Consider the following 15,220-nt stretch of genomic DNA (forward strand, 5'->3'; position numbering starts at 1 on the left):
ATGGAACATTTAAATTGAAAAAAGAAATTTTAACTTATATCTATTAATCCTCATATGGCAAGGAAACTATTTAATCTGACTGCAAAGTCGAAGGGAATTTCTTACTTCCTACTACTATTTTAGGAGATGTAGAAACGTATTCAGCCTATTATTAAACGCTAAAAAATTTATAAAAAGATGTTTATCAAAGGAAGATACTGAAATGGGGGAACAATCGTGTTATTAACAGAACAAAATATAATGATTCAAAAAGTCGCACAATTAATTGCAAAAGAGCGAATTGCACCACGTGCAAAGGAAGTGGATGAAAAAGGAGAAACACCATGGGACAATATAAAATTACTCGCGGATAATGGTTTTTTTGGTATCCATGTTCCAGAAAAATACGGAGGCGTAGGTTCAGACATGGTAAGCCATGTTGCTGTAGTGGAAGAGATTGCTTCTGCATGTGCATCTACCTCTGTTTCTTTATCGACTCAAGCCTTGACATTAGCCCCCCTTCTTATAGCGGGAACTGAAGAACAAAAGAAAAAATATATACCCCCTCTTGCAACAGGGCAGGTCCTAGGTTCATTTGGTATAACAGAACCTGGAGCAGGGTCCGACGTATCGAGCGTAAAGACAACAGCGGTTAAAGAAGGGGACTTTTACCGATTAAATGGTCATAAGGTATTCATTACAAATGCAGGAGAATCGGAAATCTATGTGTTTGTTGCGAGGACATCGGAAAACAGAACCCAAGGAATTTCGTTATTCATCGTAGAAAAAGGAACTCCTGGTCTTACATTTGGTAAAAAAGAAGAAAAAATGGGCATTAGAGGATCTGTTACAAGAGAAGTGTTTTTAGAAAATGTCCTTGTTCCAATGGAAAATAGAATTGGAAATGAGGGAGATGGATTTAAAATTTTAATGAATGTGTTCAACGAGACGAGACCTGTAGTAGGTGCGCAGGCAACTGGTATCGCTAGAGGTGCTTATGAGCATTGTTTGAATTACGTTATCGAAAGAAAGCAATTTAACAAACCTCTGCATCATTTTCAAATAATTCAAATGATGCTAGCTGATATGGCGATGAAAATAGAAGCATCAAGATTACTCGTTCTAAAAGCGGCTATGATGCTTGATCAACATGACCCCAATGTAATCGCAAACTCTTCTATGGCAAAATGCTTCGCATCAGATGTTGCGATGGAAGTAACTACCAATGCTGTACAGCTATTAGGTGGTTATGGATATGTAAAAGACTATCCGGTGGAAAGAATGATGAGGGATGCCAAGATAACCCAAATTTATGAAGGTACTAACCAAATTCAAAGAGTTATTATTGCAAAGCAATTATTAGCCAATGAGAGCAACTAAAATAGGAGATTCATTTTAGTCTTAGAGAAACACACTTTAGCGGGCGAAAATATAAGTTAGTGAATAAGGAGCGATTTTATATGCAATTAACGGTCATTGGTGGAGGGTTAATGGGCTCAGGAATCGGCCAGGTTGCTGCACAAGCTGGTTTTAAAGTAACTATTATTGATGTATCAGAAGCTTCGCTTGAAAAAGCAAAAAATAGAATTTCGGATTCAGTTGTTAAGTTGGCCCAAAAAAATAGAATTAATAATCCTGAAGAAGTTTTATCAAATATTACCTTTTCTTCACAATGGGAATCTGTTTCACATGCAGATGTAATTATTGAAGCTGTTCCGGAGAGAATGGATTTTAAAAAAGAAACGTTCAAAAAAATAGATCAATTGGCGAAAGACAGTTGCTTGCTTGCAACAAACACATCCTCCTTGTCTATTACGGAGATTGCTAGTGTCACTTCAAGACCTGAAAAGGTTATTGGTATGCACTTTTTTAGTCCTGTACCTTTGATGCCATTACTAGAAATAGTGAAGGGGTATAAAACATCTGCCGAAACTACTGAATTTGCTAGAGTAGTAGGAGAAAAGTTAGGGAAAAGGATGATAACAGCTGAAAAAGATTTTCCAGGGTTCCTAATGAATCGTATTTGGTTGCCAATGGTTAATGAAGCTTGTTTTGCAGTCATGGAGGGAGTAGGTACTCCAGAAGAAATTGATCAAGGGTTTATAGATGGATATGGACATGCCATGGGCCCATTAAAAACGATCGATATGGCTGGAATAGACACAGCATTATGGGCGATGGAGGCAATTTACGAAGGTTTTAATGATTCAAAATACCGTCCTTGTCCTCTATTAAAAAAAATGGTGGAAGCAGGAGATTTAGGTAAAAAAACAGGCAGAGGGTTTTATTCCTACAATTAAGTACACCTAGGCATATTTGAAAGTCAAAGTTAGGGTGAAAAGGAAAAATGCACCCTTTTTGATAGGACTGCTACAGATTCTGCAGCGGTCCTAATCACATGGGTATTCTAAAAAGAGCCCATGCCACTAAGATTTTGAGGAGGGAAATAATGAAGGAAGATATTTTATGTAGAATAGAAGGAAAAATTGCGATTATAGACATTAATAGACCTCCGTACAATGCTTTAAATTCAGCTATTTTTGAAGGGATGATAACCTTTTTAGAAGAATTGTATAGGAATGATGAAGCAAATGTTGTAGTTATTAAAGGCGCTGGGGAGAAGGCATTTTCAGCTGGTGCAGATATTAATCAATTTGTATCAAGACTTGGAAGTAAAGATATTTCTTTGACAGCTGGTTTTCATAAGGCATTTGAATTATTAACACAGCTTCCAATCCCAGTGATTGCAGCTTTAAAAGGACATGTACTAGGAGGCGGCTTAGAGCTTGCACTTGCATGTGATTTCCGAATTTGTGATGAAAATACGAAAATGGGCTTACCTGAAATCAATTTGGGGATATTTCCTGGAGCAGGCGGTACACAGCGACTTCCAAGATTAATAGGAAAATCAAAAGCAATGGAAATGATCATGTTTGGAACGATTATTAACGCAGAGGAAGCAAAACAGTATGGGCTTGTGAACAAAATTGTCGCATTTGAACATGTGGAAGAGGAAGCATTGAACTGGGCCAACATGCTAAAAGATAAACCTAAAGTTGCTTTGCAAAAAATTAAGAAAACAATTAATCATGGATTGGAACTTTCGTTAGCCGAAGGACTTAGATATGAAATGGAAATGTTCGCAGAAATGTTTGTAAGTGAAGATGCAAGAGAAGGTATAAATGCCTTTCTTGAAAAAAGAAAGCCAAACTTTGTAGGAAAAGAGGAGGTTAAACGATGAGAAATGTTTATTTAATTGAAGGAGCCAGAACACCATTTGGGGCATTTGGGGGAAGTTTGAAAAAAACGGAAGTAACAGATCTCGGTGCGATTGCAACGAAAGAAGCACTAAGAAAAAGTGGGGTTCCTGTTGAGTCTATTGAACAGACCTTTTTTGGGAATGTGATTCATACAAGTGCTAATTCTCCTTACTTAGCTCGCCATATTTCATTAAAAGCAGGAATCCCAGAGACAACACCTGCGCTAACGGTCAACCGTTTATGTGGTTCCGGTCTTCAAGCGGTTGTAAATGCCACACAGGCGATATTACTAGATGAAGCGAGTGGGGCAGCTGCAGGTGGGGCGGAAAACATGTCCATGAGCCCTCATGTCGTAAGAGATATTCGCTTCAATAACATCAAATTGGGTGTTCCCCACTTCGAAGATGTCCTGTCTACAACATTAGTAGATCAATATTGCCAATTAGGAATGGGAATGACCGCTGAAAATTTAGCAGAAAGATACCAAATTACCCGAAAAGAACAAGAAGAATACGCCTTATTAAGCCAAAACAGAGTGTCACAGGCTAAAGAGAAAGGAGTATTTGAAGAAGAAATCGTGTCAGTTCTCGATGAAAAAGGGAACATGCTACTGAAAGATGATGAACACCCTAAACCAGATATTACATTAGAAAAACTCCATACATTAAGACCTGCTTTTAAAAAGGATGGTAGTGTCACTGCAGCTACTTCAAGTGGAATTAATGATGGAGCAGCTACAGTGATTTTGGGTGATGACCAACTAATTGCAAAGCTTAAAACTCATCCTTTGGCAAGAATCGTATCTTGGGGAATAGCCGGTGTCGATCCGAGATACATGGGGATTGGACCTGTTCCTGCCACGATGCAAGCATTAAAAAGAGCAAATTTGCAAATGAAGGATATTGACTTGATAGAGATCAATGAAGCATTTGCTGTCCAAGTCCTTGCTGTAAAAAAAGAATTAGGGATTAATCTTGAAAAACTTAATGTAAATGGGGGTGCTATTGCTCTTGGTCATCCTGTTGGAGCTAGTGGAGCGAGGCTTTTATTAACATTAGCTTATGAATTGAAAAGAACGGGTAAAAGATTCGGATTAGTAAGCTTATGTATCGGTGGAGGTCAGGGGATATCTGTCATTATTGAAAACATGAACATGTAACTTGAAGTAATTTAGGAGGTTAATATAATTATGAACTTAGATACTGTATTACAAAAACACGCAAGAACGACGCCAAATAAATTAGCACTAGGTTGGGAATCAGGAGAATATACTTATCAGGAATTAAACGAAAAAATCCAAAATCTTGCTACTCATTTTTTGCTAAATGGTAGTAAAGCTGGAGATCGAATTGCCCTCATAGTTGATAATTGTCCAGAGTTTGTCATTAGTTATTACGCATGTATGCGTGTTGGGGCTATATCTGTTCCCATTAATCCCAATTTTACCTCTCGGGAATTTAGCGTTATCATTAACGATAGTACTCCTAAAATAATTGTTACAAATGAAATTGTAAAAGAAATTTTACTAAATATTAATTTGGAATGTGATCCTAAATATTTTATAGTTGGTAGCCAAAACTTCAATAATCCTATCCCAAATGATTCGATGCAGACTTCAATGAACTTAATAGAGATAGAGGAAGGTACCATTTTATATACATCTGGTACTACAGGCACCCCAAAAGGTGCAATTTTAACTCATCAAAATCTTTATCATAATGCCAAAACCTTTGCAGAAGCTTTTAATATGAAAGAAGATGAAAAAACATTAATCGTTGCACCGTTATTTCACACAGCAGCTCAGTCGAATTGTCTTAATTCAATAATGTATAGTGGTGGATACAGTTATCTACTACCAAGGTGGAAATCAAGTGCAAAGACATTGAGTGCTATGCAGGAGCAAAAAACAACATTCTTTTTTGGCCCACCCACTATGTACACATACATGTTATCGGATCCAAATATTAAAGAGTACAATTTAAAGTTAAGATTTGCATACACAGGTGGAGCTCCGTTATCTTCAAGCCTCTTTAATAAATGGCGTGAAACAATGGGTTTTGAAATAGTAGAGGGATACGGACTAACAGAGTGTTCTCCAGTCGTATCAATTAATCCCCCTAACGGAAGGAAAAAGTTAGGAAGTGTAGGAATTCCTATAAATGATGTGAGTGTTAAAATAGTGAATGAATTATTCGAAGAGGTTGGAATTGATGAACCAGGTGAGCTACTCGTAAAGGGTCCAAATGTAATGCAAGGTTATTATAAACGTTTAGAGGATACTCAAATAGCTTTTATAGATGGTTGGTTTAAAACGGGAGATATTGCAAAGAGAGACACTGATGGTTATTTGTATATTGTGGATAGAAAAAAAGACATGATTATTCGTTCTGGTTTCAATGTATACCCAAAAGAAGTGGAAGATGTATTATGTCAACACCCTGCAGTATTGGAAGCGGCAGTCATAGGATTTTCTGATAATGAAAAAGGTGAGTTGGTGAAGGCAGTTGTACTTTTAAAGGATGATTGCATCGAAAATATCACTAGTGAATTAGAAGAGTTTTGCAAAAAAAGATTAGCAACTTATAAAGTCCCCCAAAAATTTGAAATTGTAAAAGAGTTACCGAAAACAAATTTAGGGAAAATTATTAAAGCTAAATTACGGGAATTGTATGTTTAAATGTTAATTACATTCGTACGTGATTTGAAAGTAGTAAAATAAAATCAACCTAGCTAGTTTATGCAAGTTTTTACTTTTGTATATAATAACTTAATATCTTCTTAACCCGAATAATAACGAGTTCTGCATAATCTTTTTTCCAAAGTTCGTAAAAGTCCACTTTTACGAACCGTTTTAAATTACCAACATTTAATTCACTTAATCGTTTCTATTATTCTCCTACTTTGAATCATTCAAAAAATCAATAAAAGCTTTTACTTGAGCTAATTCCAACGAAGCATCCCGATAAAATATCCACGTATTCCTTAGTAAATACCTATTCTCATCCAAAAGAATAGGTGCAATATACAGTTCCTCATCATTCTTAATACAAATCTCCGGCAGAATGGCATATCCCAGACCATTTAGTACAAGTTCCTTGCATGTATCAATCCGGTCTACTTCCATCGATATCATCGGCGGGACAGAATACGTTTCCTGCCACCAGTTTTCAATCGTATTTTTTAACGATTGATCCGTCTGATAGTTCACTCTTGGTAGGTAAGGAAGATCGTTAAAGTCAATTTTTTTACTTGAAGCGATACAAATCTTTTCTTCTCGTAGTAATATTTTATTTTCCTTCCAGTTATAATCGCCCCTTACAATTCCGAGATGCGATTCTTCTTTTTGGATCATTTTATGAATATCGGAACTCCATCCTGTTTTTAAATTAACCTCGACATCCGGGTATACGGCTAAAAACTCTTTTAATAAGGTAGGAAGTTCATATCGAGCAAATAGTCCAGACACTGCTAATCGCAGTGTACCTTTTATGGTGTTGTCCATATTTAATATATGTTCTTTCGTTTGGCGTAGTTGTTGAATCATGTCATGTGCGTATTGGACAAGAAACTCTCCTTTTACTGTGAATTCGACTCCTTTTTTCCCTCTCGATACGATTTTTGAATCAAATTCTTTTTCCATCTGTTGTATTCGATATGTTAATGCTGGCTGCGAAATATAGAGTCTTTGTGCGGACTTCGTTATATTTTTCTCCTCATGAAGCGTAGTTAATATATGCCAATCTTTTTCATCCAATAAAAGCCTCTCCTTTATGAGAAAGAATATTCGATCAATTAATTTCATCATATCACTAGAGTACTTATTAATAAATTTTTTTTATGGATTGAAATAAAAAAACGATATTATATTTATCTTTCATTTTACTTTACTATAACGTTTAAGAGTTACAAAAACTGAACAGGAGGGGTCGAAATGCCACATACACAAAGTTACGATGTAGTTGTAGTTGGGGCAGGTAATGCAGCTTTATGTTCTGCGATCGCAGCAAAAGAGAATGGAGCAAGAGTTCTTGTATTAGAACGAGGACCAGTGGAAAAACGTGGGGGGAACTCATTTTTTACAGATGGAGCGATTCGTGTTGCCTACAATAATTTAGATGCTATCCGAAAGGTCATACCGAAATTGACAGACGAAGAAGCAAAACTAATTGTGATGCCTGAATACGGTGAAAAAGATTATTTTGATGATTTGATGCGTGTAACGAGTGGGAAAAGCGATGCTGGACTGGCTAGGCAACTTGTTTCTAAATCGTATGAAACGATTGTATGGATGCGAGATCAAGGGATTAAATTTGAGTTGAATTATGATAATCAATCTTTTATACAAGATGGCAAACGTCATTTTTGGGGTGGTCTACCTATAAAAACGGAAGATAAAGGCGTTGGGCTAATGAAGCAGCTTTTTGCAAGAGTGAAAGAACTCGGTATCGATATTTGGTATGAATCACGCGGAGTGAAATTAATCAAAGAGAGAGACCAAATTTCGGGTATTGTTGTGGAAAAAAGCGGAGAAGCAATTATGGTAAATACAGCTAGTGTCATTTTAGCTTGCGGAAGTTTTGAGGCAAATAAAAAAATGAGAAGTGAGCATATCGGTGAAGAATGGGAAGCTGCCATTGTCCGAGGAACTGAATTTAATACGGGAGACGGTATTTCCATGGCTTTAGAAGTAGGGGCTCAAAAATTTGGAGAATGGTCCGGCTGTCATTCGATTGGGACAGATTCTAACGCACCAATCGTGGGAGATTTTACAAAACCGGGTGATATTTTTAAAAAGCATTCGTATCCTTACAGTATTATGCTGAATAATGAAGGAAAACGTTTCGTAGATGAAGGAGCAGATTTGCGTAATTATACGTATGCCAAATATGGTCGTGAAGTATTGAAACAACCTGGACATGTAGCTTATCAAATTTACGATGCACAAGTACGCCCAATGTTGCGGAAAGAATACGATTTGGAAGAAGCAACTTTTTATCAAGCGAGTACCCTTGAAGAACTTGGCGATTTATTGCCAGTAGATCAAAAACAATTCCTAGAGACAATCGAGGAGTATAACAAAGCTGTGCAAGAAGGCGATTACAAACCAGCAGAGAAAGATCGAAAAGGAACGAAAGGAATTACTCCACCAAAATCGAACTGGGCACTCCGAATCGAGAAATCGCCATTCTACGCGTTCCCTGTGACATGTGGTATTACATTCTCGTTCGGTGGAATACATGTAGATACATCGGGAGAAGTGTTAAATAAAGAAGAACAACCGATTAAAGGACTGTTTGCGGCTGGTGAAATGATTGGTGGAATCTTTTACGAAAACTATCCAGGCGGATCTGGTTTGATGTCTGGTGCTGTGTATGGTAAATTAGCCGGTACATCCGCTGCACAATATATTTTAGGAAAAAATGCCGAGCTAGTGAACTAACTTTATACGAAATGAATTCTCCCTGATTTAGTGTTGGGGAGAAATTCATTTCAGTAATAATGAATGCGCTTTCATGGTTTGCTATAAAAATAGAAGATTCATACTATCTGAAGGGGTGAAGTAGTAATGATGAAATCGGCGAAATGGAGAGGTATTCTACTAGGCACTGTCATGGCGTTAGGTTTAGCAGGTTGTAGTGGAGCAGGGAGTAATTCGGCAAGCGGAGCTAATAAAAATGTATACCCTGAAAAAGCAATTGTTGTCGTAGCACCTTCTGGACCAGGAGGGGGATGGGATCGTACAGCACGGACATTTACGAAAGTAATGACAGAATCTAAGCTTGTGGATGGAAGCATGATGGTTGAAAATAAGCCCGGCGGTGGCGGTACTGTCTTTATGGCTAGTTATGCCACACAAGACGCTAAAAATGACTACAAATTATTCACTGGTTCGCCTCCTGTTTTGATCAATCATTTGAAAAAAGAAGGGAATAGTCCTTTTGGACATAAAGATACTACACCCCTTGCTCAATTAACGAAAGATTATGGCTCGATTGTCGTTAAATCAGATTCCAAGTATAACGATCTCCAGTCTCTATTAGATGATTTGAAAAAGGATCCCACCTCTGTGACATTTGCAGGAGGATCTGGTCCTGGTTCGATGTATCATTTAGTTTCCATTTTGCCAGCGTATAAATCTGGGATAGATCATAAATCAATCAAATATGTATCGTATGATGGCACCGGAGAAGCAATGACTGCTTTGTTAGGTGGGAATGCTAGTGCTATTGCAACAGATGCCTCCTCTGTTACTCAGTATTTAAAAGCAGGCGAAGTAAAAGTACTCGCTGTCGCTTCACCAGAGCGAATCGGCGGTGAGCTGAAAGACGTGCCAACTATGAAAGAACTCGGGATAGATGCTGAATTTATGATTTGGCGAGGAATTTTTGGACCGAAAGAGATGAGTGAAGATGCGCTTCGTTACTGGAACGATAAAATTCAAGAAATGGTCGAAACAGAAGAGTGGAAAACAGCTATGACAAGTTCTGGCTGGGAAAGTGACTATAAGAACTCAGAAGACTTTAAACTATTTTTAAATCAGCAGAATGATCAAATTGCTGAATTACTTCATGCGTTGGATATGGCTAAATAATCAATCACGTCCCTATGTAAGAAACAATTCAGGTTTGTTTCTCACATAGGGACTTTTTGAGAAGTTGAGTAAATTCCTCAGCAGGAAGAGGTTTAGAGAACAAATACCCTTGGATTGTATTGCAATTATAGTTTTGTAATACTTTTAATTGTTCATTTGTTTCCACACCTTCAGCAATCACGCACATCTTCAGCTGATGAGATAATTGGATAATCATATTGACGATAAAATTAGCGTCCTCTTCGTGCGAACTACTTAAATTATGAATAAAAGAACGATCAATTTTAAGTATATCTATTTTTCCTTTAAAACGATTTAAATAAGAAAGAGAAGAGTAGCCCGTTCCGAAATCGTCTAAAGCAATTTTAATGCCTAAATTTCTTAGTTCTTCTAAAATGGAGAAAACTATTTCTTCTTCTTCTAGAAGGGAAGTTTCGGTTATTTCTATTTCTAAGTATTGAGGTTCTAAACTCGTTTCTTTCAATGTTTGTACTATGTTGGTGATCAAGTCTTTTTCTAAAAAGTGCGTCGCTGATAAATTAACGGAAATTGGAATTAGCGGTAGTTTTGCATCTTGCCATGCTTTATTTTGCATGCATGCTGTTTTTGTGACCCATTTTCCAATCTCTTTTATTAATCCCGTTTTTTCTGCTAAAGGTATAAAATCATTTGGGGAAATCATACCAAGTACCGGATGATTCCATCTTATTAGCGCTTCTGCGCCAATAATTTGATTGTTTTTTGCAAAAACTTTAGGCTGATAATACAATTCCAATTGGTTTCGCTCTATTGCAAATCCAAGGTCCAACTCCAGTGAATGTGATTTTGTTTGGTTGTCCACTGCAGGTGCAAATTCTTGATCCCGGTGTTTATCCATTCTCTCTACTTTATTCAATTCAGAATTTGTGTTTATTGGATCGTTATTTTTATTGTCTGTGCTATTCTTAAATTGTGATGGATAATGATCGCCAATATTTGCTTTTAGTTGCATAGTAGTTCTCCTTGTTGATTTTAGTTTTAGAGCTCTCCCCCGATTGAAATGCGAGTTAGGAAGGGTTTTAGGAGAGGTTGATGGTAATATTTTACATTGTATTATTTGAAAAATCCAATAAAATTAATAGAATAATAACTTTATTGGATTTCGCTATATTTACCAAGTATATGGTAAATCTAAAGTAGTGATTGGTTTATCGATAAATTTAGCACTTTCGTTGCTTGCGTTTGGATATAGTGCTACCGCTAATACGATTAATAAAATAATAGTTAATTTTTTCATGTCGTTACCGTCCTTTTTTAATAAGATGAGGTGATACTTTTGGAAATGAAATACTTAGGATCAGAAATTAGTAAACTTAGAGCTGAACTTGGAATGTCTCAAAATGAACTTGCAAAAAATATTTGTACACAGTCGACTATTAGTAGAATAGAAGCAGGAGAAGTGTATCCAGCAATAGATACTTTATTAAAAATCGCATTAAAGCTACAAGTCCCAGTCGAATATTTTATCGAAATGTTATTTCATAAAAACGTGTTAGAAAGCGAACGATTAATAAAAGAAATTGAATTTCACTTAAAAGAGCACAACTATAACAAGGTAATATTGATTATTAAACAAAATAAAACAGATACAAATAATAATTGGTTAAATTTATACCTAGAGCATATTCTACAAATAACTCGCTACAACTTAAAAATTATTACATCCGAGGAATGTATATCTGAGCTTAAAAGTATTGTGAACTTTTCAAACCAAACGACCATTCAGTTCCGTTTTTTACATATAAAAATTTACAATACAATTGCTAATGTATACGGAGAAAATGGCGAAAGTCAAAAAAGTTTATATTACTACAATAAAATCTTGAAAGAGCATATGCATAAAAATTACACCGATCATAAAATTTATGAAACGCTCATTACCGTTCTATTTAATAAATGTAAAACTCTTTACGATATACAGGACTTCGATGCTGCACTAGAAACTGCCAATAAAGGGATACAAAAATCGAAAGAAACCTCCTATGTTTTTTTAGTAGGAAAGTTCTTTTACTATAAAGCACAATGCTTGGAAAAAAAGAATGCTCCTCTTGCAGAAATCAAAGAAGTATACAAACAAGCTCTTTTTTTCTTCGAATTCCTAGAGCTTCCGTTTTATATCCGAGCCATAAAGCTAAATAAAAAACAGTTCTTAGACTAAGTAGGACGATTTGGTTTGCGATCTTTAACATGCTTTCTAATGATAGAATTAAGATGTTGTACTCCTCTTAATACTTAAAAGTGGGAACAAATGAGTATTTACAAGGAGTACAAATTACTTAATAAATTCTATGTGGCATATCTTTTGCATTTCTAATATACTATTTTTGCAACAAATAATCTTTAGGTTATGCACAAATGGATATTTTCCTTTTGAACTTGCACTCAGTGTAAGATAAAAAAGAAAAAGTTGAAAAAGATGTTTAATAGATTTTAAGCGGGGTATAAAAATAGTACAAGGCGGAACTACCGTAGGAAGGGACGGGTAAACAATGTGTTTACTTGGGACTCCAAAGGATGATTTGTACAGCCTTGGCGGAAAATTTGCTTTACTGGCGAAAGGCACTCTCGTCGGGAACCGATATATTTAGGTTCGATCCAACGTGATTTACCAAGCAAGTGAATGAAAAGTTTTTTGTGGAAGTGCAACTGAATGTTTGATGGGAAACTGTCAGATGAAGTGAACGGCACTGACGAGATGAATGATGAAATGGTCAGTAACGGTTTAAAGAAGCAACATTAGCGAATTTTCCGAGTGTATCCCCGTTTAGGGGAAAGAAGAAAGCGTAGTCCTACTGGATTGCGCTTTTTTCTTTTTTGTTCCTGTGTAAGACAATTATAAAAGTGGTAGGATTACGTCTTGCACAGGTACATTTTTACTCGCTTCTAAAACCAAAACGTATTGGGTAAACTTACTACACCGACATATTAATTTGGGGGAATTGCGATGAACGTTTTAATCGAGTGGATGTACAGATCGCCTAAGGGAGCAGAAAGCCTTTTTCGGTCTGAGGAGATGCCGGTAGCTCAAGCTTTGCTGGTTGCCGAGGATTTGGAGAAGACGGGACGCACGAAAAGTGTGAGATTCGTTGACCGTTTTGATAGTTCGTGGACGATAAAAGAATTGAAGGGATACTTAAAAGGAATCGAAACCGAACCACATAATGTGACCGTTTATTTTGATGGTGGTTTTGATCGAAATACTAAGAGCTCCGGTTTGGGGTGTGCTATTTATTATGTGCAGAACGGAAAGTCGTACAGATTGAGAAGGAACTTATTTGTTGACAGGCTTGCTTCGAATAATGAGGCGGAGTATGCAGCACTGCACTTTAGCTTGCAAGAGCTCGAACTTTTAGGAGTTCATCATCTGCCTGTCAGATTCATCGGGGACTCTCAAGTTGTCTTGAATCATCTAAGTGAGGAATGGCCTGTAGTCGAAAAGGATTTGGCTAATTGGGCAGATCGAATCGAAGTGAAAATGAAAGAGCTAGGCATCCAGCCAACATATGAATTAGTGCCACGTAAATCGAATGGTGAAGCGGACCGACTGGCGACGCAAGCATTAAATGGAATTGATATTACAGGAACGAAAGAATTGGTGGAGTAGTAATTTATATTCCTGTGCAAAGTGTTATTAAGGCACAACTCTGAATTTTAAACAAATGATGACTTGCACAGGGATATACACTAAAAAATATACTTGAATGGAAGAAAATACTGGTGCATAGTATAGACAGGATGAGGAGGGAATAGATGATGAAGAGAATATGGACTTTTTTATTAGTTATAACAGTGTCTATTTTTAGCGTATGGACTCCTGCAGCACAAGCAAATAGTGGAAAGATTGATTATGTAGCGCTAGGGGATTCATTGGCAGCCGGTCATACACCTTATGGGAGTAAGGTTGGTAGGGGCTTCACAGATATTATTAGTGAAGAGCTTGCTAAGAAAGATTTGTTAGCATCATTTAATAAAGATTTTGCCATGACGGGTGAAACTAGTGTCGGTTTGTTGGAAACTTTAAAACGTCCGGATGTGCAAAAATCCTTGAAAGATGCGGAGCTTGTGACAATCATTAGTGGTGCTAACGATTTCATAGGTGAAATGTACAATCCGCTAGATGAAAGTATTAATGCAGATCTTGCGAAAGCGACGGCATTGTTGAATACGGTGGGTAGTAATTTGACGTCTGCCATTCAACAGGTGAAAGCTCTTAATTCGGAAGCGGATATTTATTTATTTGGTTATTATTTTCCATTACCGCATATTGCCGATGGTGAGGTCAAGCAACAATTGAAACTTGCTTTTAATTTTGTAAATAGTAGAATGGCAGGAATTGCAAAAAATGAGGGTATTCATTTTGTTGAAATCGCAACTGCTTTTGATGTAAATGGTGCTTCATTTTTGGAGAACCCGCAAGATATTCATCCTAATGAAGCTGGATATCAAGTGTTAGCCGATCGGTTTTTTCAGCATTACTTGATGCCTGTACAGGTTCCAACTCACGTCCCGAAAGTAATGTGGGGGAAAACAGAGCTTAAACTTGGCCAAATCGGTAAAGTAACGATTCTTCAAGATACTTATCTTATGAAAATCGAAAATGATGGTTCTTTATCTACTATTCGGACTCTGAAAAAGGGAGAAGAATACCGGGTCTATAGCTATAAAGGACAGCAGAATGGTCTTTATGGTTTAGGGGGAAGTAGCTTCGTTCAAAAGAGTAATGCAATTCGATACGAAACTCCATCTAAAGCGAAGTTATCGTTGTTACAAAAGACGAAATAATTACAAAAAAGCGACTGAAGTTTGTTCACTTCAGCCGCTTTTACTAGTTTTGCGCATTATGATTGGTATTTTGTTGTTTTGCTGGCGATTCGTTATTTGCATCAGGTAAAGATTCTTCCGATTTAGGAAGCTTTTTTTGTTGAGATTTTGGAAAGGCATTTTTTGCTTCGGATTTTGAATCGGGCTCTTGCACTTTTTCATTGTAATATTGAACGCTTGTCATGGCTCCTTCTTCAACCATACGGTTATCGTCTGGGTCTTTCGGGTCTGAGAAACCGGCTTTCGTCATTTGTGTTGGTTTATGCTTTTTAGTATCCGCATAAGAATTCATTTTCGTTTTTGTATTTTTCAAAGTTGTCATTGCTTGTTCTCTATTTTCTAATTTAGTGAAATACGCATAAGATAATGCGGCAATTCCTCCAATTAATAAGGCACATCTAGTTTTCTTCGACATCTTCATCACTCCCTAAATGTATTGTTAATATGATACCCATTTTAAATAGCTGTCAAACATTTTCGTAAATGGCTGTTTCGAATTATTATTTTTAGCAAATAGTTACTACTAGAC

The 15,220-nt window shown here is 36.7% G+C and carries 14 protein-coding genes; 10 read left to right on the forward strand and 4 right to left on the reverse strand.

The genetic code is table 11. The features are described from left to right. Positions 1 to 216: 216 nt before the first annotated feature. From FG383_RS02015 to FG383_RS02035, 5 genes are all read left to right on the forward strand, one after another. Entirely contained in the window at positions 217 to 1,359 is a 1,143-nt protein-coding gene (locus FG383_RS02015) for an acyl-CoA dehydrogenase family protein (protein WP_281285235.1), read from the forward strand. An 80-nt stretch (positions 1,360 to 1,439) separates the two neighbouring features. Continuing rightward, on the forward strand, positions 1,440 to 2,279 hold the full coding sequence (locus FG383_RS02020) for a 3-hydroxyacyl-CoA dehydrogenase family protein (RefSeq protein ID WP_142605179.1): 840 nt from the start codon (positions 1,440 to 1,442) through the stop codon (positions 2,277 to 2,279). 149 nt (positions 2,280 to 2,428) lie between these two features. Then, positions 2,429 to 3,220, forward strand: a complete 792-nt coding sequence (locus FG383_RS02025) for an enoyl-CoA hydratase/isomerase family protein (protein ID WP_185907819.1) — start codon at positions 2,429 to 2,431, stop codon at positions 3,218 to 3,220. Beyond that, entirely contained in the window at positions 3,217 to 4,398 is a 1,182-nt protein-coding gene (locus tag FG383_RS02030) for a thiolase family protein (RefSeq protein WP_142605181.1), read from the forward strand. The genes FG383_RS02025 and FG383_RS02030 overlap by 4 nt, the downstream gene beginning before the upstream one ends. A 30-nt stretch (positions 4,399 to 4,428) precedes the next feature. Further along, a complete protein-coding gene (locus FG383_RS02035; protein ID WP_142605182.1) occupies positions 4,429 to 5,916 on the forward strand; it encodes a class I adenylate-forming enzyme family protein in 1,488 nt (495 codons plus the stop codon). 219 nt (positions 5,917 to 6,135) lie between these two features. Here the strand turns inward: FG383_RS02035 and FG383_RS02040 are convergent, their stop codons facing one another. After that, on the reverse strand, positions 6,136 to 6,993 hold the full coding sequence (locus FG383_RS02040) for a LysR family transcriptional regulator (RefSeq protein WP_142605183.1): 858 nt from the start codon (positions 6,991 to 6,993) through the stop codon (positions 6,136 to 6,138). 177 nt (positions 6,994 to 7,170) lie between these two features. Between FG383_RS02040 and tcuA the strand changes: the two genes are divergently transcribed. Together tcuA and FG383_RS02050 are read left to right on the forward strand one after the other, a co-directional pair. Continuing rightward, a complete protein-coding gene (gene tcuA / locus FG383_RS02045) occupies positions 7,171 to 8,679 on the forward strand; it encodes an FAD-dependent tricarballylate dehydrogenase TcuA (protein WP_142605184.1) in 1,509 nt (502 codons plus the stop codon). A gap of 129 nt (positions 8,680 to 8,808) precedes the next feature. Further along, positions 8,809 to 9,831, forward strand: coding sequence for a tripartite tricarboxylate transporter substrate binding protein (locus FG383_RS02050; protein WP_142605274.1), 1,023 nt, complete (start codon positions 8,809 to 8,811; stop codon positions 9,829 to 9,831). A gap of 28 nt (positions 9,832 to 9,859) precedes the next feature. Here the strand turns inward: FG383_RS02050 and FG383_RS02055 are convergent, their stop codons facing one another. Both FG383_RS02055 and FG383_RS21445 read right to left on the reverse strand, forming a co-directional pair. Then, a complete protein-coding gene (locus FG383_RS02055) occupies positions 9,860 to 10,822 on the reverse strand; it encodes a putative bifunctional diguanylate cyclase/phosphodiesterase (RefSeq protein WP_142605185.1) in 963 nt (320 codons plus the stop codon). A 159-nt stretch (positions 10,823 to 10,981) separates the two neighbouring features. Further along, the gene (locus FG383_RS21445) at positions 10,982 to 11,107 is read right to left on the reverse strand and encodes a hypothetical protein (RefSeq protein WP_281285236.1); all 126 of its coding nucleotides are present in this window, start codon (positions 11,105 to 11,107) and stop codon (positions 10,982 to 10,984) included. A gap of 45 nt (positions 11,108 to 11,152) precedes the next feature. On the opposite strand from FG383_RS21445, the gene FG383_RS02060 reads away from it, so the two are divergent. The 3 genes from FG383_RS02060 (at position 11,153) to FG383_RS02070 (ending at position 14,652) form a co-directional block, all read left to right on the forward strand. Then, on the forward strand, positions 11,153 to 12,028 hold the full coding sequence (locus tag FG383_RS02060; RefSeq protein WP_246096816.1) for a helix-turn-helix domain-containing protein: 876 nt from the start codon (positions 11,153 to 11,155) through the stop codon (positions 12,026 to 12,028). A 786-nt stretch (positions 12,029 to 12,814) separates the two neighbouring features. After that, positions 12,815 to 13,474 carry a ribonuclease H family protein gene (locus tag FG383_RS02065; protein ID WP_142605187.1) on the forward strand — a complete coding sequence of 220 codons (660 nt, stop codon included), beginning with the start codon at positions 12,815 to 12,817 and terminating at the stop codon, positions 13,472 to 13,474. A gap of 146 nt (positions 13,475 to 13,620) precedes the next feature. After that, positions 13,621 to 14,652: an SGNH/GDSL hydrolase family protein gene (locus FG383_RS02070; protein WP_142605188.1), complete on the forward strand. Its 1,032-nt coding sequence runs from the start codon at positions 13,621 to 13,623 to the stop codon at positions 14,650 to 14,652. Positions 14,653 to 14,695: 43 nt separating this feature from the next. On the opposite strand, the gene FG383_RS02075 is transcribed toward FG383_RS02070, so the two are convergent. After that, positions 14,696 to 15,106: a hypothetical protein gene (locus tag FG383_RS02075; protein WP_142605189.1), complete on the reverse strand. Its 411-nt coding sequence runs from the start codon at positions 15,104 to 15,106 to the stop codon at positions 14,696 to 14,698. Positions 15,107 to 15,220 lie beyond the last annotated feature (114 nt).

Source organism: Psychrobacillus soli, from assembly GCF_006861775.1.
Taxonomy (GTDB): Bacteria; Bacillota; Bacilli; order Bacillales_A; family Planococcaceae; genus Psychrobacillus; species Psychrobacillus soli.

Coding starts and splice junctions, on each gene's coding strand:
- FG383_RS02020 (WP_142605179.1), top strand. CDS start 1,440: ATGCAATTAACGGTCATTGGTGGAGGGTTAATGGGCTCAGGAATCGGC.
- FG383_RS02025 (WP_185907819.1), top strand. CDS start 2,429: ATGAAGGAAGATATTTTATGTAGAATAGAAGGAAAAATTGCGATTATA.
- FG383_RS02030 (WP_142605181.1), top strand. CDS start 3,217: ATGAGAAATGTTTATTTAATTGAAGGAGCCAGAACACCATTTGGGGCA.
- FG383_RS02035 (WP_142605182.1), top strand. CDS start 4,429: ATGAACTTAGATACTGTATTACAAAAACACGCAAGAACGACGCCAAAT.
- tcuA (WP_142605184.1), top strand. CDS start 7,171: ATGCCACATACACAAAGTTACGATGTAGTTGTAGTTGGGGCAGGTAAT.
- FG383_RS02050 (WP_142605274.1), top strand. CDS start 8,809: ATGAAATCGGCGAAATGGAGAGGTATTCTACTAGGCACTGTCATGGCG.
- FG383_RS02055 (WP_142605185.1), bottom strand. CDS start 10,822: ATGCAACTAAAAGCAAATATTGGCGATCATTATCCATCACAATTTAAG.
- FG383_RS21445 (WP_281285236.1), bottom strand. CDS start 11,107: ATGAAAAAATTAACTATTATTTTATTAATCGTATTAGCGGTAGCACTA.
- FG383_RS02060 (WP_246096816.1), top strand. CDS start 11,153: ATGAAATACTTAGGATCAGAAATTAGTAAACTTAGAGCTGAACTTGGA.
- FG383_RS02065 (WP_142605187.1), top strand. CDS start 12,815: ATGAACGTTTTAATCGAGTGGATGTACAGATCGCCTAAGGGAGCAGAA.
- FG383_RS02070 (WP_142605188.1), top strand. CDS start 13,621: ATGATGAAGAGAATATGGACTTTTTTATTAGTTATAACAGTGTCTATT.
- FG383_RS02075 (WP_142605189.1), bottom strand. CDS start 15,106: ATGTCGAAGAAAACTAGATGTGCCTTATTAATTGGAGGAATTGCCGCA.